This is a genomic window from Corallococcus sp. CA049B (assembly GCF_003611685.1).
GTDB lineage: Bacteria > Myxococcota > Myxococcia > Myxococcales > Myxococcaceae > Corallococcus > Corallococcus coralloides.
In genome coordinates, this window is sequence record NZ_RAWC01000032.1 from 38,043 (window position 1) to 58,526 (window position 20,484).

Here is a 20,484-nt window from a genome sequence, read left to right on the forward strand (position 1 = left end):
CGTCCACCGCATGGCTCCGCGCTTCGTCCGCTCCACGCTCCTCGCCGCCGCCCTGGTGTCCCTCACCCCCGCCTGCGGGGAGAAGGAGGTCCGCCCCGCCCTGGACCTGCTCACCGACTCCTGCGCCGGCACCCAGCCACTGTCCGGGGTGACGCACCTGCGCTTCCGCGTGACGGGGCCGGGCATCGACACGCCCCGTGAGCGGGTGTCGACGGTGGAGTGGGCACCCGAGGACGTGCCGGCCCTGCCGCCGGGGAGCGCGCGGGTGCTGGAGGTGCGGGCCTACGTGGGGGCACCGGGCCAGGGCGGACAGCTGGTGTCGGTGGGCCGAACGGCGCCGTTCGACGTGGCGGAGGGACAGGCGCCCAAGGTGCGGGTGTTCCTGCGGCGGCTGGGGGAGTTCGTGCCGGTGAACCTGGCTTCGGACCCGAGGACGTGCTCGTTGCCGGCCGAAGCGCGCGCGGCGCACACGGCCACGACGCTGCCGGATGGACGGGTGTTGATCACCGGGGGCTATCTGCCAGAGGCAAACGGGACGCGGCCCGTGTCGGGGACGACGGAGGTGTTCGACCCGGCGGACGGCACGTTCAGCGCCGGGCCGGACGTGGGCGCGAGGGCGTTCCACACGGCGTCGCTGCTGCCGGATGGCCGCGTGTTCCTGGCGGGCGGCGCGGAGTCCTTCGCCCCGGTGTCATTGCAGTCCACGGCGCGCCTCGTGGACGTGGCGACGGGCGCGGTGAGTGAGCTCACGCCCAAGGTGGCGCGCTATCAGCACTCGGCGGCGGTGGATGCGGCGGGCCACGTGTTGCTGGTGGGCGGGCGTGCCACGGAAGGGAGCGGGGTGTTCACGGCGGAGGCCTTCGACAGCGCCTCCGGCCGCTTCGTGGAGGTGGCCGGTGAGGTGCGCCGCGTCGACACGACGCTGACGGTGATGGCGGACGGAAGAACCTTCCTGATTGCGGGCGGCGCGGACACCCAGGGGCCCGTTGCGGAGGTCGTGGCCGTCGGCTTCAGTGGGACGGACCTGGAGCGCCTGTCGAACGCGCCGCCCCGGCTGCGCGTACCCCGCGTGGGCGCCACCGTGGCGGTGCTGGGACGGCCGGACGAGGCCCCGCGCCCGCTGTTGATGGGCGGCTTCGACGACGTGGAGCCCACCCTGGACGCGCGGGCGGTGGGCGCCTCCGAAATGCTGGAGGACGTGATGGCCGTGAGCGACGGCCCCGCGCTGATGCCCCGGAGCAACCCGTGCGCGGTGTCGCTGCCGGACGGCCGGGTGGTGGCGCTGGGCGGACGGGGCACCGGCATCGGCACGACGTACGCGGTCCCGTGGGCGGAGCTGATCACCCTGTACGCGGGCGCGCAGGCCACCGTGCTGGGCCTGACGCTGATGCCGCAGCCGCGCGTGTGGCACACGTGCTCCGCGCTGCCAGACGGCTCCGTGCTCGTGGTGGGCGGCGTGGACGACAGCACCGGGGAGACCCGCGCCAACACCGAAGCCCTGGTGGTGATGCCGCCCCCGCGCGACTGAAGCTGCTACGCTCCAGGTCCCATGAGGGACTGTCTGCCTGCCCGGTTTGCTCTGGCCCTGGCCTTTCTCCTGACGACCGCGGAAGCCAGCGCGCGTGAGCAGGAGGAGTTCGCGATCCGCACGGTGCTGCTGTCGGAGCACCCGTCGGACTCCGTGCCCACCCTCTACGTGAGGGGGAAGGTGGCCACCGTCCTCCGCTTCGAGACGTCCGTGGACCCCGCGCGGACCCGCATGCTGGCGTGGGAGGGCCGGTTCGAGCCGCTGCTGGTGGGTGGTCGCAAGGTGGTCGTGGAGCCTCTCCGGGACCTGGGGGAGGACGAAGGTGTTCCCTTGTTGGTGACGCTCGCGAACGGCAAGCAGGTGCCGTTCCTGCTCAAGCCCGCGGAGGAGGGAGGGCGGAACGCGGTGGATCAACAGGTGAACGTGTTCGAGGACCCGCGCGGCTATGACGCCATGTACTCGACGCTGATGGACTCGCTCAAACAGCGTCGCGCCCTGGAGGAGGAGAACCAGCGCCTGCGGGTGGAGGAACTCTCCGCGGATCATGCGCTCGCGACGCTCCTGGCCCAGGGGAACCTCAAGCACACGCCCTTCACCCGCCGCCAGGGTTGGCGCCTCAAGGAAGAAGGGGCGGACATCCTGGTGGAGGTGCTCTCCAGCAAGACGCTTCCGAAGATGGCGGTGTTGTTCACCCTGACCAACCGCGATGCGAAGAAGCCCTGGCGGATGATGGAGGCCCGGCTGTCCACGGTCTCCGGCGGGAACTCACGTGCGTTCGCGCTGCGCATGCAGCAGGAGGAGATTGCTCCGGGCGCCATGGGCCGCATCGCCGTCGTCGCTGACGACAGCGCCTTCCAGTCACCACAGGGATTGGAGCAACTGGCGCTGGAGTTGTTCCGGTCCGACGGCCTGTCGCAGGCCTACCTCGTCCTGGAACAGCGTTTCATCCGGGAGTAGATCGACGCGACATGAACGCACCGCGCAAGTGGTCCCCGGTTGCCCTCGTGCTGGCCCTGTCGCTGGGCTGCACCACGACCCGAGGGGGCGTGGGGCTTCATTCGGATGGGACGCCCAAGCCCGAGGACTGCCCCGAGGACGCGCTGAACACGATGCGAATCCTCCGTCTGCGCGTGGGTGACGGAGCGAATGTCACGCTCGACATCAATCAGGACGACGTCAGCCCCATCACGCTTTACGACGGCCCCGTGGAGAGCATGCTCATCTCCAGCCTCGGGCCTCTTGAAACGACCACCCGTCTCTACGGGCGGGTGTGGACCGGAGGACCCCAGGTGGTGGTCCGGTACTACGAGGCGCATCCACCCGACGGCGACAAGATTCCCATCTGCGCCGTGGCGCGGCTCTCCAAGGGGCAGTTGCGGAAGCGGCCCGACTCCAAGCCAGGAACGGCCATCCTGGAGTTCTCCTCGGCGGGCGTCGACATCGTCGAGTCCTATCGCTGAAACACGAAGGCCCCGCGTCCCGGTGAGGGGACCGCGGGGCCTCTGTGCTTCACGCCGGGGTGCGGCTCAGGCGTTGGACGGCGGGGCCTCGGAGGGCTTCGCCTCGCCCTCGGTGGTGGCCGTCGGCTCGGTGGCGGCCGTCGGCTCGGTGGCGGCCGGGGCCTCCGTGGGCGTGGCCGCGGCGGTGGCGCGGGCCTCTGCTTCGGCGCGGGCGCGGGCCTGCTCGTCGCTGCGCTGGTCGCTGGCGGCGACTTCGTCCGGCGTCAGCTCCGTGCGGTCCGCGAGCATGCCCGTCTTCTTCTCCAGGTCCTTGATGGCCCGGCGAAGCAGGTCGCGCTCCAGCAGCGTGCGGTTGAGGCGCTTCTCCAGCGCCTTGTACTTGTCCTTGCCCAGGTCGGCCTCGGACTTGGTCACCGACAGGATGCGCGCGTGCGTGTCGGCGCGGCCCTTGAGGCGGCGGACTTCCTTCTCCAGCTCCGCGGCGCGCGCGCGGTCCTTGTTCGCCGCCTGCTCCAGCCGGTTCATCTTCTCGCGGTCCGCGTCGTTCAGCTCGCGGTAGCGGCGCACGGGCTCCGCCGGGGCGACGGGCGCGGGCGTCACGGCCACCGCCGCGCTCACCACGGGCTCGCTCGCGGGCGCGGCGATCTGATCCGCCGGAGCCGCGGCCGGAACAGCGGCGGCGGGGACGGCGGCGGGCGCGGTCGTCTGCGCGGGGGCCTCACGGCGGCGGGGGCCATTGCGCGACTCGGTCTCCGCGCGCAGCCGGGCGTTCTCCGTCAGGGCCTGCGACAGCTCCGCGCGGGTCTGCTCCAGCTGGATGCTGGCGTTGCGTTCCACCTCGGCGCGGGCCTTCACCAGGTCGTTCGAGCCCTTCTCGCCTTCCTTCTGCTCGAAGAGCTTCCGCTTGGTCTGCTTGAGCTGCTCCTTGACCTCCTGGAGCTGCGCGCGCTGCTCGTCCAGCTCCTTCTGCTTGCGCTGGACTTCCGATTCCGCCTTCGCGCGCGCCTTGCTCTCGGACTCCAGCTCGCCCCGGAACGACGGCGCGGAAGAGGAAGAAGAGAGCGAGGGACGGCCCGCGTTGGCACCAGCGCCGCTCTTGTCTCCGAAGAGCAGCAGACCGAGCGTCACGGCGAACCCGATCGATACAAGGATGAGTGCAACCAGCAAGGGAACGACCTCCACAGAAAGATGCAAAAAGCGGGGCAGCCTACCGCTGGGACATGGCGCGTCAAGGCTTCACTGGCAGGCAACCCGGCGGGCCCCACCCGCCGCGCTGGCCGGGTCGTGGCGTCCGCCTGCATTCTGGCTCCCCAGTCAGCGCCATCCTGGGGCACGCTCGCGTCCCATGGCGCACCTGGAGCTGAAGCCGAAGCGGGACGTGTCGAGCTTCCGCAAGCTCGCCATCGGCAGCTGGGCGACCGCGTATGACCCCACGGTCTACGGCACGCTGGCGGTGCGCATGGACGCGGCGCTCGCCTGGATGGACACCATCCACCAGCGCACCGGCGTGCGGCTCACCGCCACCCACCTGGTCCTCAAGGCCATGGGCGAAGCGCTGCGCCGCTGCCCGGACGCCAACGCCCTCCTGCGCTACCAGCGCATCTACCTGCGCCAGCGGATCACCGTGTGCGCGGTGCTCCCCGGCGCTGAACAACGCGGCCTCACGCCCGTGCGCATCGAGGACGTGGACCAGAAGTCCGTGCACGCGCTGGCGCTGGAGGTGGAGTCCACCGCGGCGCGCGTGCGCGAGGGCCGGGATGCGCAGGTGGAGCAGGGACGGAGCCTGCTCGCGCGCGTGCCGCACCTGCTCCTGCACCGCTTCACCGGGCTCGTGTCGTTCCTCACGTACACGTTGAACGTGGATCCGTCGTGGCTCGGCCTGCCCAGGGATCCGTTCGGCGCCGCGGTGGTGGTGGACGTGGGCGAGCTGGGGTTGGAGACGGCGTACCTGCCGCTGGCGCCCTTCACCCGCGTGCCCATCTTCCTCGCGCCCGGAGCGGTGCGCGAGGTGGCGGTGGTGGAGGAGGGGAGGGTGGTGCCCGGACACGTGATGAACATCAACGCGTCCTTCGACCACCGCTTCCTCGACGGCTACCACGCGGGCGTCATCGCCAGCACGCTGCGCGAGATGCTGGAGCACCCGGTGGAGGCCTTCGGTCCCCCGCCGGATGCTCCGTTTCCTACGAGCCGCTAGTACGCGTACTCCCAGCCGCCACGGCCGCGGGCGCGCTGGCCCATCCTCGCGCTCATCTCGCGCAGCCGGCGCACGCGCTCCGGGATGGGCGGGTGCGTGGAGAACAGCGACATCACCCCGCCGCGGTGCAGCGGGTTGACGATGAACAGGTGCGACGTCGCGGGGGCCCGGTCATACGGCATGACCTCCGCGCTCCGCTCCATCTTCAGGAGCGCGCTCGCCAGCGCGTCCGGGTCGCCGCACAGCTCCGCGCCCGTGGCGTCCGCGCCGTACTCGCGCGAGCGGCTCACCGCCAGCTGCAGCAGCGTGGCCGCGATGGGCGCCACCAGCAGCAGGCCCAGGTTCGACAGCGCTCCGGCCACGCCACCGTCCCTGTCGTCGTCGCCGCGGCTGAGCATGCTGCCGCCGAACCAGAACAGCATCTGCGCCGCGTAGCTGATGACGCCCGCGAGCGTCGCCGCCACCGTGCCGATGAGCGTGTCCCGGTTGCGCACGTGGCCAATCTCGTGCGCCAGCACGCCCTCCAGCTCGCGCCGGTCCAGGATGTCCATGATGCCCGCCGTCACCGCGACGGCCGCGTGGCTCGGGTTGCGGCCCGTGGCGAACGCGTTCGGCTGCGCGGTGGGCAGCAGGTAGACCTTCGGCTTCGGCATGCCCGCTCTCGCGGACAGCCGCTCCACCATCTCATGCAGCCACGGCGCCTGCTCGTAGGACAGCGGCTGCGCGCCGTGGATGGCCAGCGCGATGCGGTCGCTGAACCAGTACGAGCCGAAGTTCATCACCACCGCGAAGAGGCCCGCCATCATCAGCCCCTGCGCGCCGCCCAGCCGCTGTCCGATGACGAGCACCAGGCCCGTCAAGCCCGCCAGCAGCACGGTCGTCTTCAATGCATTGCCCAGCCGGTGCCACCCGCCGCCCTTGAGCGCCGGTGCGGCCGGTCCTCGGGTTGTCATGTGGGGGTCACGCTGCGCCATGTTCCTCGTTCCGTGCCTTTCGCCCCGCCATGGGGGCCACACGAAACGTAAGCAGGAGCAAGGGGGCGTCAACGTAACGGGTCCAGGCTACCCCGGAGGCCCATGGCCCCGGCTGCCGCCCGTCCCAAAGGTAGTGCCGGCCTTAAAGATAGAAACGATCCGCCACGCCCGCCGTACGCTGAAGGATGGCGCTCCACCCGAGCCAGACGTCAATGCCACTGTCGCCCGCCTTCGACTCGCTCCCCAGGGCACCGAGCGAGCCCGTGCAGCCCGCCACCGTGCCCAGCCCGGACTCGCGCACGTGCTCGAGGAGCGCACGCACGGTGGGCATGCCCCGCGCCTCGAAGCGGTCCGCCACGTCCTCGCGGCCGGCGAAGTCTGGTTCGTCCAGCCTGTCCAGGAGGAAGCGCTCCAGCGCCCACCAGAACAGGTACACCTCCACACGCCGCCCGGCGGCCGTCGCCGCCGCCGCGATGGAGAGCCCCTGGTGCACCCGGTCGTATTCGCCACTGTGCAGGAAGACGACGACCCTGTTGTCCGGCGCGCTCACGCGGTCGCTCATACCGTCCAGAAGCCACCGCGTCCATTCACACCCGGAGGGCGGCCGGTGGGGCCCTTTGGCTTGCACCTCGGCCCTGGCGCTTGGTAGGAACCTAACGACCTTCCAGGCTTACAGGTTTTTTGCAGCGACAGCGCGGGTGGCTTTCAGCGACATGGGCGACGAGACGACAGCCAGACGGAAGGATGCCCACCTCGACCTGTGCGCGACCGGCGATGTGGAACCGGCACAGAACTCCACGCTGCTGGAGTGCGTGCACCTCATCCACTGCGCCATGCCGGAGATGGCGGTGGAGGACGTGGACCTGTCCACGCCGTTCTTGGGCAAGCGCCTGCAGGCGCCGCTGCTCGTCACCGGGATGACGGGTGGCACGGACCGCGCGGGCGCGGTGAACCGGGACCTGGCGCTGCTCGCGGAGCGGCACGGCCTGGCCTTCGGCGTGGGCAGCCAGCGCGCCATGGCGGAGCACCCCTCGCGCACGGCGTCGTACGCGGTGCGCGACGTGGCGCCCACGGTGGCGCTCCTGGGCAACATCGGGCTGTACCAGGCCATTGGCCTGGGCGTGGATGGCGTGCGGCGGTTGATGGACGCCATTGGCGCGGACGGCATGGCGCTGCACCTCAACGCGGGCCAGGAGCTGACGCAGCCGGAAGGCGACCGCGACTTCCGCGGCGGCTACCGCGTGGTGGAGGAGCTGGCGCGCGCCATGGGCGACCGGCTGCTGGTGAAGGAGACCGGGTGCGGCATCGGTCCGGACGTGGCGCGGCGCCTGGTGGAGCTGGGCGTGCGCAACGTGGACGTCTCCGGGCTGGGCGGCACGTCGTGGGTGCGCGTGGAGCAGCTCCGCGCGGTGGGCTCGCAGGTCCAGGTGGGCGAGGAGTTCAGCGGCTGGGGCATCCCCACCGCGGCGGCCATCGCCAGCGTGCGCAAGGCGGTGGGGCCGGAGGTCCGGCTCGTGGCCAGCGGCGGGGTTCGCGGCGGGCTGGAGTCCGCGAAGGTGCTCGCGCTGGGCGCGGACCTGGCGGGCATGGCGCTGCCGCTGTTCCGGGCCCAGCAGCAGGGCGGGCTGCCGGCCGCGGAGGAGGCGCTGAAGGTCATCCTCACGGGCCTGCGCCAGGCGCTGGTGCTGACGGGCAGCCGCACCGTCGCTCAGCTGCGGCAGCGGCCTCGCGTGGTGACCGGCGCGTTGAAGGATTGGTTGGCGGCGTTGTGATGCAGGGTGGATCCCAGGTTGGGAAGGAAGAACATGTCTGACACCGTGACGTCCCGGCTCGCCGGATTCCACAAGCTGCCCCTGGAGGAACGCCTGGCGCGCATTGGCCAGATGTTCCGGCTGACCGAGGCGGAGTTGGATCAGCTGCGCGGCGAGAACGGCCTGGACCTGTCCATCGCCAACCAGATGATCGAAAACGCGGTGGGCACGTTCTCCCTGCCGCTGGGCCTGGGCCTGAACCTCACCGTCAACGGGCGCGACTACCTGGTGCCCATGGCCGTGGAGGAGCCCTCCGTCGTGGCGGCGGTGTCGTTCGCGTCGAAGATCGTCCGCGAGTCGGGCGGCTTCATCGCGGAGGCCGACGAGTCGATGATGATCGGCCAGGTGCAGGTCTCCAACTACGGAGACCCCGGCCGCGCGTCCGAGAAGATCCTGGATGCGAAGGATGAAATCCTCGCCCTGGCCAACAGCTTCCACCCGGCCATGGTGGCCCGCGGCGGCGGGGCGAAGGACGTGGAGGTGCGCCTGTTGCCCGCGCCGGAGGGGCCGCGCGGCGAGCCGCTGCTCATCGTCCACCTGCTCATCGACGCGCAGGAGGCGATGGGGGCGAACCTCATCAACACCATGGCGGAGGGCGTGGCGCCGCTCATCGAGCAGCTCACGGGCGGCCGGGTGTACCTGCGCATCCTGTCGAACCTCGCGGACAAGCGGCTCGCGCGCGCCACGTGCCGCATCCCGCTGCCGCTGCTGGCGGACTTCGGCCTGCCGGGCGAGGTCATCGCCGAGGGCATCGCGCAGGCGAGCCGCTTCGCGGAAGCCGACCCGTACCGCGCCGCCACGCACAACAAGGGCGTGATGAACGGCATCGACGCGGTGGCCATCGCCACGGGGCAGGACTGGCGCTCCATCGAGGCGGGCGCGCACGCGTTCGCGTGCCGCAAGGGGCAGTACCGCCCGCTGTCCACCTGGTACCTGGAGGAGGGGCACCTGGTGGGCCGCATCGAGCTGCCGCTGGCGCTGGGGCTGGTGGGCGGCCCCATCAAGATCCACCCGGGCGCGCAGGTGGCGCTCAAGCTGATGCGCGCCACCAGCGTGCGTGAGCTGTCCATGGTGTTCGCGGCGGTGGGCCTGGCGCAGAACTTCGCGGCGCTCCGCGCCCTGGGCTCCGTGGGCATCCAGAAGGGCCACATGGCCATGCACGCGCGCAGCGTCGCCGTCACGGCGGGCGCGCGCGGCGGGGACGTGGAGAAGGTGGCCAACCTGCTGGTGAAGGCCGGGCACGTGAAGGTGGAGAAGGCGCGGGAGATCCTCGCGAACCTGCCGCCGGAGACGCCCGCCGTCGCCACCCTCACCAACGGCTGACGTCCGCCCCCGGGCGCTCCCCTGACACAGGGAGCGCTTGACGGGGCAGGGCGGGGCGCGGAATGAAGGCGCCCGCCCCCTTCGCGTGCCTGGTGCCATGACTTCCGCAATGAATCCCCTGGTCGCCTTCGGTGCCGGCAAGGTCATCCTGCTGGGCGAGCACAGCGTGGTGTACGGCTACCCTGCCATCGCGGGTCCCCTGTGCATCGGCGTGGTGGCGCGCGGTGGGCCTTCGCGCTCGTGCGTGCTGGACGTGCCGGTGACGGCGGACGCGGCGCAGAAGCGGATGATGCGCAAGGCGTTCGCTCGGGCGGCGAAGCTCGTGGGCGAGCCGAAGGTGAAGGTGACGCTGGAGCCGCAGCTGCCCCTGTCCGCGGGGCTGGGCAGCTCCGCGGCGCTGGCGGTGGCCACGTCGCGCGTGCTGTTGCAGGCGGCGGGGCAGGCGCCCACGGCGAAGGCGACGGCGCGGCTGGCGTGGGAGATGGAGCAGGAGTTCCACGGCACGCCGTCCGGCGTGGACCACACCACCAGCGCGGAGGAGAAGCTCATCCTCTACCGGCGGGTGCAGGCTCCGGCGGGCGTCACGGGCCGCGCGCGCGAATTGAAGAGTCCCAAGCCGGTGTCGGTGGTGGTGGCGCTGGCGGGCGCGCGCAGTCCCACGAAGCTGACGGTGGGGGCGCTGCGCGAGCGGCAGGCGCGGTGGCCGGAGCGCTACAAGCGGCTCTTCGGTCAGGTGGGGAGGCTCGTCACCGAGGCGGCGAAGGCGGTGGAGGCGGGCGACCTGGAGGGGCTGGGGGACGCGATGAACGTCAACCAGGGCCTCCTGAACGCGCTGGGGCTGTCGTCACCAGCGCTGGAGGACATGGTGTTCCGGCTGCGCTCGCTGGGCGCGCTGGGGGCCAAATTCACGGGGGCAGGAGGTGACGGTGGCGCGGTCATCGGCCTCTTCCCCGAACCGGAGCCCGTGGTCGCGCAGCTGACGCGCGACGGCGTGCGCTGCTTCGCGAGTCAGCTCGCGGGGCCTCGGGTCCAGGGAGACATTCCATGAAGGCAACGGTCCGGGCGCATCCCAACATCGCGCTCGTGAAGTACTGGGGAAAGCGCGACGAGGCGCTCATCCTCCCGCACCAGTCCAGCCTGTCGCTGACGCTGGCTCCCATCCACGTGACGACGACGGTGGAGTTCGGCGCGCCGTCGGACACGGTCGAGCTGCACGGCCACGTGGCCAGGGGCAGCGAGCGCGACCGCGTGCTGCGCCTGTTGGACGCGGTGCGCGTGCAGGCGGGGCGCGACCTGGGGCCCGCGAAGGTGGTGTCGCGCGGGGACTTCCCCATGGCGGCGGGCCTGGCGAGCAGCGCGGCGGGCTTCGCGGCGCTGGCGGTGGCGGGGCGCGCGGCGGCGGGGCTGCCGCAGGACACGCGGGCTTCCAGCATCCTGGCGCGGCGGGGCAGCGGCTCCGCGTGCCGCAGCGTGCAGGGCGGCTTCTGCGAGTGGATGCGCGGCGAGCGCGAGGACGGCGAGGACAGCTACGCCGTGCAGCGCTTCGACGCGGGGCACTGGGCGGACCTGCGCATGGTGGTGGCCATCCTCGACCGCGGCGAGAAGGAGGTGAAGTCGCGGGACGGGATGAAGAACACGGTGGAGACGAGCCCCTACTATCCGGCGTGGGTGAAGGACGCGGAGGCGGAAGTGCCTCGCGCCCGGGAGCTCATCGCGAAGAAGGACCTGGAGGCGCTGGGCGAGCTGTGTGAGCGCAACGCATGGCGGATGCACTCCACCTCGCTCGCGGCGGATCCGCCGCTCTGCTACCTGAACTCGGCGACGCTGGGGCTCATCCAGCACCTGCGCGAGCAGCGCAAGAAGGGCGTGCCGGTGTGGTTCACGCTCGACGCGGGGCCGAACCCGGTGCTGCTGACGGACGCGGCCCACGAGGTCGCGGCGGAGGCCCTGGCCCGCGCCTGCGGCGCCGTGGACGTGGTGCGCTGCGTGCCCGGCGGTGACGCGACGCTGCTCACCGAGCACCTGTTCTGATGGACCGAGCGCTCTCCGCCCCGGGAAAGCTGTTCATCTCCGGCGAGTACGCCGTGCTGTGGGGCGGCGTGTCCCGCCTCGCGGCCGTGGCGCCACGCACGGCCGCCTATGTGCGCAGGCGCCAGGACTCGCGCGTGCACATCTGCCTGGAGGAGGGGACGCTCCAGGGCCTCACCACGCCCCGGGGCGTGAAGTGGGACCGCGAAGTGCCCGCCGGCTTCTCCTTCGTCGCCCGCACGCTGGATGAGGCCCTGCGAGCGCACGGCCGCGCGAGCGTGGGCTTCGACGTGGCGGTGGCTCCAGGCGCGCTCGGCCCGGGCGGCCACAAGCTGGGCATCGGCGGCAGCGCCTCCGCGACGGTGCTCGCCGCGGAGGCCGCGCGGTTCGTGCTGGAAGAGAAGTTCGACGTCCTCAAGCTCGCCCTCACCGCGCACACGCTGGGGCAGGGCGGCAAGGGCAGCGGCGGTGACGTGGCCACGAGCTTCGCTGGCGGTGCCGTGCGCTACCGGCGCTACGACGTCACCGCGCTCGCGGACGCCGCCAACACCGGCCGCTTCAACGCCGCGCTCGCCGAGTCCCCGCCCGTGGACCTCTGGCGCATGCCCGTGCCGCGCGTGTCCATGCTCTACGCCTTCACCGGCGAGAGCGCGTCCACCAAGCTCCTCATCGGCCAGGTGGAAGCCCGCCTCGCGGAGGCAGGTCGCAAGGCCTACGTGGAGCGCTCGGACGCGCTGGGCCATGCCATTGAGAACGGCCTGGGCGGCGGTGACTTCCGCGCCTTCGCCGAAGCCGTGAAGGCCCAGCACGCGCTGCTCCTGGAACTGGGCCCGCTGGAGACAGAAGGCATGCGCCGCGTGCTGGCCATCGCCGCGTCCTACCACTGCGCGGGCAAGCTCTCCGGCGCGGGCGGCGGTGACGGCTGCATCCTCTTCGCCCCGGACGCACAGGCGCGCGAAGCGCTGCGCGAGGGCCTGGAGTCGCGCGGCTTCCTCACGCTGACGCTGGAGGTGGAGCAGGGCGTGCGCGGCGAAGCGCAGGCGGATGCGCGGCTTCGCGGCTGGGTGGACGCGCTCACGTGAAATTCCGCGCGGCGCGCGCCCGGGCCCGCCGTTAGAACATGTGACCGAACGTGATGTAGAAGCGCTGACGGCCCGTCTCGGTGGAGCGCGCGTAGTCCATGCGCACCACGGCCGCGCGGCGCGAGAAGCGCAGGCCGCCGCCGATGCCCGGGTGCCACTCATGCCACTTGCCGTCCGTCACGCCCGGATGCCACACGCGGCCCAGGTCCAGGAACACCACCGCGCCCAGCGTCAGCGGCTGCCCGAAGAAGCCCATCCGCGCCGCCTGGAAGCGCAGCTCGGAGTTGCTGAACGCCTTCACGTTGCCGGCGAAGCGGTTGCGCTCGATGCCGCGCACGCTGCTCATGCCACCAATGCCCTCGGACACGTTGACGCCGCCCGTGGTCATCCACTCGAAGAACGGCACCTCCCCGAAGAGCATGTCCAGCGTGAGCCGCTGCGCGAAGACGAGCCGCGGGGTGATGCGGATGTAGCGGCGCTCGCTCAGCGTCACGCCCGCGTACTGGTAGCGGCTGAAGGTGGCCAGGCCCGACACGCGCAGCGCCACCTCCTCCACACCGCCGGACGTGGGGTCGGACTCGTCGTCACGCGTGTCCCAGAGCGCGCCCGCGAGCAGCTGCCCGCTGGGCCCACCCTCGATGCCGATGGGCCTCTCCTGCGCCAGGATGGACGTCTCGTAGGGTGACACGCGCGTGTAGCGCCAGCCGTAGCCCACGTACGACTGGAACGGGTGCTTCTCACCGAAGGGCCGCCCGCGCAGACGCACCCAGAGGCCCGGCGAGCCCTTGTCGTAGTTGTAGCGCTGGTTGTCCACGTCCCCCCGGAAGTCCGGGGCGGACAGGTTGCCCGCGCCGAAGAAGGGGCTGCTCTTCTCCTGGCGGTACTCCAGCCGTCCCTCCAGACGCAGGGGCCCCAGCAACTGCGGCCCGTCGTAACGGAGGTAATGATTCATGGCGCCGCGCGCGGTGAAGAACACCTGCGCGGACAGGGCATGCGCGTAGGGCGTCTTGCTGCCGTCGCCATAGAGGTACATGCCGCCGACAGCGCCGTAGCCGAAGCCCTGATCCGAGCTGAAGGACACGAGCGGCAGCGCGATGCCGTCCATCGTCGGCGTCCGCTTCACCGGCACGAGCCCGGGCGCGGAGCGGCCTGCCGCCACGGCGCTCAGCGACAGCAGCATGAAGAAGAGGAAGACGACTGGAGCCAGCATCGAAACCCCGTGAAGCCCCGAGGGGGCGCGTCGATTCCAGCCCGGGACAGCCAGCTCATCCGCCCGCCTGCTCTCCAAGAGAGCAACACGGCCCCGGAAGCTCCTGTCCCCCTGAATGCCCATTTTGCCTTGGGGGATGGGGGAGCCGTCAACGTGCGCGAAAGTCTCAACGAGCTCGTCAGCGAGAATTCACGAAATTGGGCGAATACCCTCGTCCGGAGGATTGGAGCGAAAGTTCCGCCCGTGGCGGCGCGTCGGCCCCGGAACGCTCTGCTCGTCCACCTGGACGGTGTGCCCAAGGCGCTCCTCGACGAGGCCGTCGTCACAGGGCGCATGCCCTTTGTTTCCCAGCTGGTCCGCTCTGGCGCGTATCACCTGGAGAACGCATTCTGGGGAGCGCCCACGTCCACGCCGTTCTTCCAGGCGGGGCTGCTCTACGGGCTGAGGCATCCGAACCTGCCGGGCTACAGCTGGTACGACCGGGCGCTCGGCCGCAAGGTGCAGATGAACACCCCGGGCGACGCGATGGCCATCGACGCGCGCCTGCGCGGCCACGGCCGCACGAGCCTGTTGGACCACGGCGGCCACACGTACTTCTCGCTCTTCCACGCGGGCGCCATGAACCGCATGTGCATGAGCACGCTGTCGAGCTTCAAGCTGATGGCGCGCTCGTTCGCTTACGAAATTGAAGGCCTGGGGTCGGCGCGCACGAAGAGCGCGTGGGACTTCCTGCGTTCCTTCGGCATGGAGTCCTGGCAGGCCATGCGCGAGGTGCGCCAGTGGGCGCGCTCCGTCAACGACTGGCGCCACGAGCAGGGGTTCCTCGTCAGCCGCATCCTCCTCCAGCGGTTGGGCTGGAGCTTCGCGTACACCAAGTCCCTGGTGGACATGGTGCGCGGCGTGCCGCTCATCTACCTGGTCTACGGCAACTACGATGAGGTGGCCCACCGCCGGGGCCCGCGCTCGGAGCTGGCGATGCAGGAGCTCCACCGCGTGGACGCGTCCCTGGCGGAGCTCTTCGCCGTGGCCCGCGCCGCGCCGGAGCCCTACGACGTCATCCTCCTGTCGGATCACGGCCACGTGGACAGCCTGCCGCTGGAGCAGCGCCAGGGCCGGCGCCTGGAGGCCGTCCTCTTCGAGGGCGAGGTGCCTCCGCTGAAGGACGACGTGCGCCGCGGCCTGCTGGATGGGCGCCAGCCTCCAGCCCCGGACACCGCCGCGCGCGAGCCCTTCATCCCGGTGGTGGTGGAGGCCGGCAACTTCGCGCACATCTACCTGAGCGGCCGTCCCGTGCCGCTGGAGTCGCGCGAACTGCTGGCGCGGCATCCGGAGGTGCTTGCCCGGGCCACGAACAACCCGGACATCGGCATGGTGGCGATGCGCCGGGGCGCGGAGGCGGTGGTGGTGATGGGCGGAGGCGTCTACGGGGTGGACGACCTGGACCGCGCGCCGCTCACCACCGAGTACAGCAAGCGCGCCGTGGCGGACTTCCTCCACGGGCTGCCGCGCATGGACACCGCGGGGGACCTGGTCCTCTTCGGTGAGGCCGTGCAGAAGGGCGGCACGGTGGGCTTCGCGTGGGAGTTCGGCTCGCACGGCGGCCTGACGCGCGTGGAGTCCGACAGTCTGGTGATGTGGCCCGCGAACGGCCCGGTGGACCTGTCCGGCCTGAGCCACTGCGCGCGGCTGCACGAGCGCCTGGCGGAGGCCTACCTGGACACCGGCTCACCGCGGATTCTCCATTGAAACCGAGGAAGGGGAGGACCATGCGGCTTCCCAACGCCGGTGGACGCACGTGGCTCAAGGTGCTGGGCGGAGTGGTGGGGCTCGTCCTGTCCCTGCTCCTGCTCTCCACCGCGTTCTTCAAATGGAACCTGAGCGGCTCCGGGGACCTGCTGACGCCGCGCTTCCCCCTGGACAAGTTCGTCCGTGACCTGCCGGGGCACCTGGTGTGGCTGGTGCCCTTCATGCTGCTGCAGGCGTCGCTGGTGCCGCTGCGCGCGGTGCAGTGGCAGGCCACGCTGCGCAGGCACATCCCATTCAAGGACCGCTTCCAGCTGGTGGGCATTGGCGTCTTCGTGCACAACGCGCTGCCGGGGAAGCTGGGCGAGGTGACGCGCTCCTTCCTCCTGTCGCGCACGCACAACCTCCCCTTCATCCGGAGCCTGGGCTCCGTGGGCGTGTGCAAGCTGATGGAGTTCGCCTGCCTGATGCTGCTGGTGGCCCTGTCCTTCCTGGGCCCCTTCGGCGAGACCATGGCGCACTTCCGGACGGAGCTGCACGTGGCGCTGTCGCTGTGCATCGGCCTGGTGGCGCTGGTGGTGCTGCTGGCCCACTGGGCGGCGCCCCTGGGCCGCTGGCTGCACCAGCGTCACACCATGCCCCGCGTGGACAGCTTCCTGAACCACGTGGGCGAGGGCCTGGGTACCGCGCGCTCCTTCAAGGGCATGGCGAAGGTGTTCTTCTTCTCCATCTTCCCGGTGTTCGCCTCCGCGCTGGCGTACGGCCTGGCGCTGCACGGCGTCCACATCCCCGGGGGCCTCTTCGCGGGCGCCGTGGTGTTGGGCGCCATCTCCCTGGGGCAGTCGCTGCCGGGCGTCCCGGCGGGCATGGGCATCTACTACTTCGTCACCAGCTGGGCGGCGCGCGCGCTGGGCTCCAACCCGGAGGACGCGGCGGCCTTCGCCACGCTCACCCACCTGGGCACCGTCATCAGCCAGGTGGCGGTGGGCGCCTGGTGCGTGCACCGCTCCAAGCTGCGGATCCGCGACCTGCGCAAGGGCGGCCGGCTGGCCAACGCCGCCGCGCACCACGTGGCGCATGAGGCCGTGGAGCCCGCGCCGCCCTGAGCCGGAAAAACAAAAAGGGCCCCGACTTGTGGTCGGGGCCCTTCGATTACTTCATGCCCAGGAGAGGACTCGAACCTCCATGCCCTTGCAGGCGCTAGACCCTGAATCTAGTGTGTCTACCAATTCCACCACCTGGGCAGGTGGCTCGCGGTGCCTCGCGGCGCCGTGATGGGCGAGACGTATAAAGAACCTCCCCCGCCCGGTCAACACCCTTTTTTCCGCCTACTTCTTCAGCGGCCAGCGGCCCTCGGACTCGAGCTTCCGGCGGATGGCCGGGTTCTCGTCCATGAAGGCGACCAGGGACTCCTCGGTGATCTCCACCGTGACGTCCTCGCCGCCGACCTCCGTCTGGCAGGACAGGCGGGAGTACGGCCGGACGTCGAAGCCCATGTCCAGGCGGTCCATCTCGTCGTCCCGCTGCTCGCTCAGCGAGTCCAGGCCCTTGCGGACCCAGACATGGCAGGTGGAGCACCCGCACACGCCGCCGCAGCTGTGGCCCACCTGGGCCTCGCCCTTCTCGGCGGCGTCCAGCAGGGTGGTGCCCGGGGGCACGTCCACGGCGACCTCGGCCAGGGGGCTCTTGAAGGTGACCTTGGGCACGGCTCAGTACTCCTCCACGGAATGGCCGGACACCACCTGGGTGATGGCGCGGTTCATGACCCGTTCGATGAAGGCCCGGGACGCCTCGTCCAGCGCGTGCAGGGCCTCCTTCACGGCCAGGTAGTCCTTGCCCTGCGCGGCTTCGCGCACGCGGCCCATGGCGGCCTGGATGGCCTCCGGCTCGCCCGCCTGGAGCAGGGTCGCGTTCTCGCGCAGCTGGCGGTCGGCCTCGGAGAGGACGCGCTCTGCCTCCACCTGCTGCTCGCGCAGCTGGCGGGCCTGGATGTCGTCCTCCGCGAAGTCGATGGAGTCGAGGAGCATCTTCTCAATCTCCTCCTCCGACAGGCCGTGGCTGGGCTTCACGGTGATGGCCTGCGCCACGCCGGTGCTCTGCTCCTTCGCGGTGACGGACAGGATGCCGTCCGCGTCCACCTGGAAGCGCACCTCCACGCGGGCCATGCCGGCCGCCATGGAGGGGATGCCGGAGAGCGTGAAGCGCGCGAGGCTGCGGTTGTCCTGCACCAGCTCGCGCTCGCCCTGCACCACGTGCACGTCCAGGCCCGTCTGGCCGTCCTTGAACGTGGTGAACACCTGCGCCGCCGCGGTGGGGATGGTGGAGTTGCGGGGGATGAGCTTCTCCGTGATGCCGCCCATCGTCTCCAGGCCCAGCGACAGGGGGATGACGTCCAGCAGCAGCACCTCGTCCTGGCGGTCGCCGTCGGTGAGGAGGCTGGCCTGGACCGCCGCGCCCAGCGCCACGACCTGATCCGGATCGATGTCGCCCAGGGGCTCGCGGCCGAACAGCTCCGCCACGAAGCGGCGCACCGCGGGCACGCGGGTGGAGCCACCCACCAGGATGACGCCGTCCAGCTCACCCGCCGCCATGCCCGCGTCCTTCAGGGCCCGCCGGCACACCGCGCCCGTCTTCGCGACCAGGGGCTGGATCCACGCCTCGAAGTCCGCGCGGGACAGCGGCTGCGAATGGCCCTCCACGCTGAGGGTGACCTCCGCCGCGTCGGTGAGCGCTTCCTTCGCCTTTCGAGCGGCGACCATCAGCTCCGCCACCTGCGCCGGAGTGGGGGCCTGGACACCCCGCTTCTGGAGCACGTGCTGCGCGATGGCGCGGTCGAAGTCGTCGCCGCCGAGGGCCGAATCGCCGCCGGTGGACTTCACCTCGAAGACGCCGTCCTCCAGCTTGAGGATGGAGATGTCGAACGTGCCGCCGCCCAGGTCGTAGACGGCGAACTTCCCCTGGCTGCCCTTGTCCAGGCCGTAGGCCAGCGCGGCGGCGGTGGGCTCGTTGAGCAGGCGCAGCACCTCCAGGCCCGCGAGCTTCCCCGCGTCGCGGGTGGCCTGGCGCTGGGCGTCGTCGAAGTAGGCGGGCACGGTGATGACGGCCTGCTCCACCTTGCCGGAGAAGTGCGCCTCCGCGCGGCGCTTCAGCGAGCGCAGGATTTCGCCCGACACTTCAATGGGCGTCACCGGCTGACCGCCGGCCACGTTGAAGCGCACCACGTTGGCGCCGGGGGCGAAGTCATAGTGGCCCAGCTTGCGCGTCTCCGGGTCGTCCGGGCTGCGGCCCATGAAGCGCTTCACCGACACGATGGTGTCCGTGGGGGCCTCGGCCGCGAGCTTCCGCGCGCGGGCGCCCACCACCACGCCGCCGTCCCTACCGTAGTGCACGACCGATGGGAGCAGCAGCGAGTCGCCGTCATCCACCGGAACGCACCGGGGCTTGCCCTGGGACACGGACGCCACCAGCGAGTGCGTGGTGCCCAGGTCGATGCCCACCACGTGGCCCTTCGGCTTGAGCGGGTCGTGGATCTGCAGATAGCCGTTGTTGCTCACGCGAGCACCTCCTCCTCGAACGCGTCCACCTGCTCGAGGAAGCGCGTGAAGTAGCGCACCCGCCCCAGCGCGTGCGATGCCTTTCTCACCCCGTCCGGAGAATCCCCGGCGGCCTCCAGCGTACCGAGCGACGCCACGGCCTCCTGGAGCGCCGCCGCCTTGCGGCCCGCCACGTCCTTCGCCATGGCCTGGGCCCCGGGCAGATCCTTCGCCGCGATGGCTTCATCCAACGCCTCGCGCAGCTCCATGACCTCCTCCAGGAACTCCAGGGGCATGTCCTTCTGGGCGCCCGCGTCCTCGCGGTCCAGGTCCACGCCGTGGAGCTTGAGCAGGTAGAAGGCGCGGCGCACCGGGTCCTTCAGCGTCTTGAAGGCCTCGTTGAGGGCGGTGGTGCCCTCCACGGCGGCCAGGCGCGCCTTCGCGTCACCGGGGCCGACGCGGTCCGGGTGCAGCTGGAGCGACAGCTCCCGGTACTGCTTCTCCAGGGCCGGCACGTCCACGGCGTGGGAGCGGGGCAGCCCGAACACGTCGAAGTGGGTCCTCACGGTGCGCACATCCTCATGGGGGAAACGAAAAAGGGGCCCGGCACCGGGCCGGACCCCTGCGGCCCGCTCCCTGACCAACGGGGCGGGCGGGAAGGCCGCTTGGGCTTCAGACGGAGAAGCTCTCTCCGCAGCCGCAGGCGGCCTTGATGTTGGGGTTGTTCAGCTTGAAGCCGGACGCCATCAGCGTCTGCTCGAACACCAGCTCCGTGCCGATGAGGTACAGGTAGCTCTTCGGGTCCACGAAGACGCGCACGCCGTCGCGCTCGAACACCTTGTCTCGCTCGCGGGACTTCTCCGCCCACTCCATGGAGTACTGGAGGCCGGAGCACCCGCCGCCCTTCACGGCGATGCGCAGGCCGGCGTCCGGCGTCTGCCGTTCCGCCAGCAGCTGCTTGAGGCGCGCCACCGCGCTGTCCGCCAGGCCAATGCCCTTGGGGGCCGGCTTGGGGGGCGTCTGAGGGGCCTGGGTCGTCTGGGCCTGCTCGTTCATGGGGTCGTCCTCAATCAATCCTGGAAGAGGTGCCGCGCGGAGCTTCAGGCCTGCCGCGACGCGCGCTTCTTCTTGAAGTCTTCGATGGCCGCCTTGATGGCGTCCTCGGCCAGCACGGAGCAGTGGATCTTCACCGGGGGCAGCGCCAGCTCCCGGGCCACGTCCTTGTTGGAGATGGTCATGGCCTGATCCACCGTCTTGCCCTTCACCCACTCGGTGACGAGCGAGCTGGACGCGATGGCGGAGCCGCAGCCGAAGGTCTTGAACCGCGCGTCTTCAATCACGCCCGAGTCGCTGATCTTCAGCTGGAGGCGCATCACGTCGCCGCAGGCGGGGGCGCCCACGAGGCCGGTGCCGACGTTCGGGTCGTTCTTGTCGAGCGTCCCCACGTTGCGGGGGTTCTCGTAGTGCTCGATGACCTTCTCGCTGTAAGCCATGCGTCTAACGCTCCTTCACACAACGCTTGAACTGATGCGCCATCCGGGCAACCGATGCGCGGCCGGGCGGGCGGGGGGTTCCGTGCCCGGCGGGAAGTCTTGAGG

Annotated in this window: 20 protein-coding genes and 1 tRNA gene; 11 read left to right on the top strand and 10 right to left on the bottom strand. The window is 71.0% G+C overall.

Annotation, left to right across the window (positions count from 1 at the left end; translation table 11 throughout):
- Positions 1 to 10 precede the first annotated feature (10 nt).
- From D7W82_RS40485 to D7W82_RS10345, 3 genes are read left to right on the top strand one after another with little or no spacing between them, the layout of a single operon-like run.
- On the top strand, positions 11 to 1,528 hold the full coding sequence (locus D7W82_RS40485) for a kelch repeat-containing protein (RefSeq protein WP_158617631.1): 1,518 nt from the start codon (positions 11 to 13) through the stop codon (positions 1,526 to 1,528).
- Between the two features lie 21 nt (positions 1,529 to 1,549).
- The gene (locus tag D7W82_RS10340; protein WP_120618179.1) at positions 1,550 to 2,485 is read left to right on the top strand and encodes a DUF2381 family protein; all 936 of its coding nucleotides are present in this window, start codon (positions 1,550 to 1,552) and stop codon (positions 2,483 to 2,485) included.
- 11 nt (positions 2,486 to 2,496) lie between these two features.
- Complete coding sequence (locus D7W82_RS10345; RefSeq protein ID WP_120618180.1) at positions 2,497 to 2,988, top strand: serine/threonine protein kinase; 492 nt, start codon at positions 2,497 to 2,499, stop codon at positions 2,986 to 2,988.
- 66 nt (positions 2,989 to 3,054) lie between these two features.
- Here the strand turns inward: D7W82_RS10345 and D7W82_RS10350 are convergent, their stop codons facing one another.
- Positions 3,055 to 4,155: a cell envelope biogenesis protein TolA gene (locus D7W82_RS10350; RefSeq protein WP_120618181.1), complete on the bottom strand. Its 1,101-nt coding sequence runs from the start codon at positions 4,153 to 4,155 to the stop codon at positions 3,055 to 3,057.
- A gap of 178 nt (positions 4,156 to 4,333) precedes the next feature.
- Here D7W82_RS10350 and D7W82_RS10355 point away from each other — a divergent pair, with 178 nt between their 5' ends.
- The gene (locus D7W82_RS10355; RefSeq protein WP_120618182.1) at positions 4,334 to 5,182 is read left to right on the top strand and encodes a 2-oxo acid dehydrogenase subunit E2; all 849 of its coding nucleotides are present in this window, start codon (positions 4,334 to 4,336) and stop codon (positions 5,180 to 5,182) included.
- Here D7W82_RS10355 and D7W82_RS10360 read toward each other — a convergent pair.
- Both D7W82_RS10360 and D7W82_RS10365 read right to left on the bottom strand, forming a co-directional pair.
- Positions 5,179 to 6,135 (bottom strand): zinc metalloprotease HtpX, encoded by a 957-nt coding sequence (locus tag D7W82_RS10360; protein WP_120618192.1) that lies wholly within the window; start codon positions 6,133 to 6,135, stop codon positions 5,179 to 5,181. The genes D7W82_RS10355 and D7W82_RS10360 overlap by 4 nt on opposite strands.
- 163 nt (positions 6,136 to 6,298) lie before the next feature.
- On the bottom strand, positions 6,299 to 6,718 hold the full coding sequence (locus tag D7W82_RS10365; RefSeq protein ID WP_120618183.1) for a hypothetical protein: 420 nt from the start codon (positions 6,716 to 6,718) through the stop codon (positions 6,299 to 6,301).
- 151 nt (positions 6,719 to 6,869) lie between these two features.
- Between D7W82_RS10365 and fni the strand changes: the two genes are divergently transcribed.
- The 5 genes from fni to D7W82_RS10390 all read left to right on the top strand — a co-directional run bounded on the left by fni (position 6,870) and on the right by D7W82_RS10390 (position 12,400).
- Positions 6,870 to 7,928 (top strand): type 2 isopentenyl-diphosphate Delta-isomerase, encoded by a 1,059-nt coding sequence (fni, locus tag D7W82_RS10370; RefSeq protein ID WP_120618184.1) that lies wholly within the window; start codon positions 6,870 to 6,872, stop codon positions 7,926 to 7,928.
- Between the two features lie 33 nt (positions 7,929 to 7,961).
- Positions 7,962 to 9,290, top strand: a complete 1,329-nt coding sequence (locus D7W82_RS10375) for a hydroxymethylglutaryl-CoA reductase, degradative (RefSeq protein ID WP_120618185.1) — start codon at positions 7,962 to 7,964, stop codon at positions 9,288 to 9,290.
- Between the two features lie 109 nt (positions 9,291 to 9,399).
- Complete coding sequence (gene mvk, locus D7W82_RS10380) at positions 9,400 to 10,338, top strand: mevalonate kinase (RefSeq protein WP_120618186.1); 939 nt, start codon at positions 9,400 to 9,402, stop codon at positions 10,336 to 10,338.
- Positions 10,335 to 11,321 (top strand): diphosphomevalonate decarboxylase, encoded by a 987-nt coding sequence (mvaD, locus tag D7W82_RS10385; protein WP_120618187.1) that lies wholly within the window; start codon positions 10,335 to 10,337, stop codon positions 11,319 to 11,321. Before mvk ends, mvaD begins: the two co-directional genes overlap by 4 nt.
- Positions 11,321 to 12,400, top strand: coding sequence for a mevalonate kinase (locus tag D7W82_RS10390; RefSeq protein WP_120618188.1), 1,080 nt, complete (start codon positions 11,321 to 11,323; stop codon positions 12,398 to 12,400). The genes mvaD and D7W82_RS10390 overlap by 1 nt, the downstream gene beginning before the upstream one ends.
- Positions 12,401 to 12,431: 31 nt before the next feature.
- On the opposite strand, the gene D7W82_RS10395 is transcribed toward D7W82_RS10390, so the two are convergent.
- The gene (locus D7W82_RS10395; protein WP_120618189.1) at positions 12,432 to 13,610 is read right to left on the bottom strand and encodes a BamA/TamA family outer membrane protein; all 1,179 of its coding nucleotides are present in this window, start codon (positions 13,608 to 13,610) and stop codon (positions 12,432 to 12,434) included.
- 243 nt (positions 13,611 to 13,853) lie between these two features.
- Between D7W82_RS10395 and D7W82_RS10400 the strand changes: the two genes are divergently transcribed.
- The gene (locus tag D7W82_RS10400) at positions 13,854 to 15,356 is read left to right on the top strand and encodes an alkaline phosphatase family protein (protein ID WP_370450976.1); all 1,503 of its coding nucleotides are present in this window, start codon (positions 13,854 to 13,856) and stop codon (positions 15,354 to 15,356) included.
- 20 nt (positions 15,357 to 15,376) lie between these two features.
- The gene (locus D7W82_RS10405; RefSeq protein ID WP_120618190.1) at positions 15,377 to 16,459 is read left to right on the top strand and encodes a lysylphosphatidylglycerol synthase transmembrane domain-containing protein; all 1,083 of its coding nucleotides are present in this window, start codon (positions 15,377 to 15,379) and stop codon (positions 16,457 to 16,459) included.
- A 54-nt stretch (positions 16,460 to 16,513) separates the two neighbouring features.
- Here the strand turns inward: D7W82_RS10405 and D7W82_RS10410 are convergent.
- The 6 genes from D7W82_RS10410 to iscU all read right to left on the bottom strand — a co-directional run bounded on the left by D7W82_RS10410 (position 16,514) and on the right by iscU (position 20,379).
- Positions 16,514 to 16,597, bottom strand: a tRNA-Leu gene (locus D7W82_RS10410).
- An 84-nt stretch (positions 16,598 to 16,681) separates the two neighbouring features.
- Positions 16,682 to 17,059, bottom strand: coding sequence for a 2Fe-2S iron-sulfur cluster-binding protein (locus tag D7W82_RS10415; protein ID WP_014395282.1), 378 nt, complete (start codon positions 17,057 to 17,059; stop codon positions 16,682 to 16,684).
- A 3-nt stretch (positions 17,060 to 17,062) separates the two neighbouring features.
- On the bottom strand, positions 17,063 to 18,907 hold the full coding sequence (hscA, locus tag D7W82_RS10420) for a Fe-S protein assembly chaperone HscA (RefSeq protein WP_120618191.1): 1,845 nt from the start codon (positions 18,905 to 18,907) through the stop codon (positions 17,063 to 17,065).
- A complete protein-coding gene (gene hscB, locus D7W82_RS10425; protein WP_120618194.1) occupies positions 18,904 to 19,452 on the bottom strand; it encodes a Fe-S protein assembly co-chaperone HscB in 549 nt (182 codons plus the stop codon). The genes hscA and hscB overlap by 4 nt, the downstream gene beginning before the upstream one ends.
- A 106-nt stretch (positions 19,453 to 19,558) precedes the next feature.
- Positions 19,559 to 19,942 carry an iron-sulfur cluster assembly accessory protein gene (locus D7W82_RS10430; protein WP_120618195.1) on the bottom strand — a complete coding sequence of 128 codons (384 nt, stop codon included), beginning with the start codon at positions 19,940 to 19,942 and terminating at the stop codon, positions 19,559 to 19,561.
- A 44-nt stretch (positions 19,943 to 19,986) separates the two neighbouring features.
- Positions 19,987 to 20,379 carry a Fe-S cluster assembly scaffold IscU gene (gene iscU, locus D7W82_RS10435; protein WP_120553652.1) on the bottom strand — a complete coding sequence of 131 codons (393 nt, stop codon included), beginning with the start codon at positions 20,377 to 20,379 and terminating at the stop codon, positions 19,987 to 19,989.
- Positions 20,380 to 20,484: the final 105 nt, after the last annotated feature.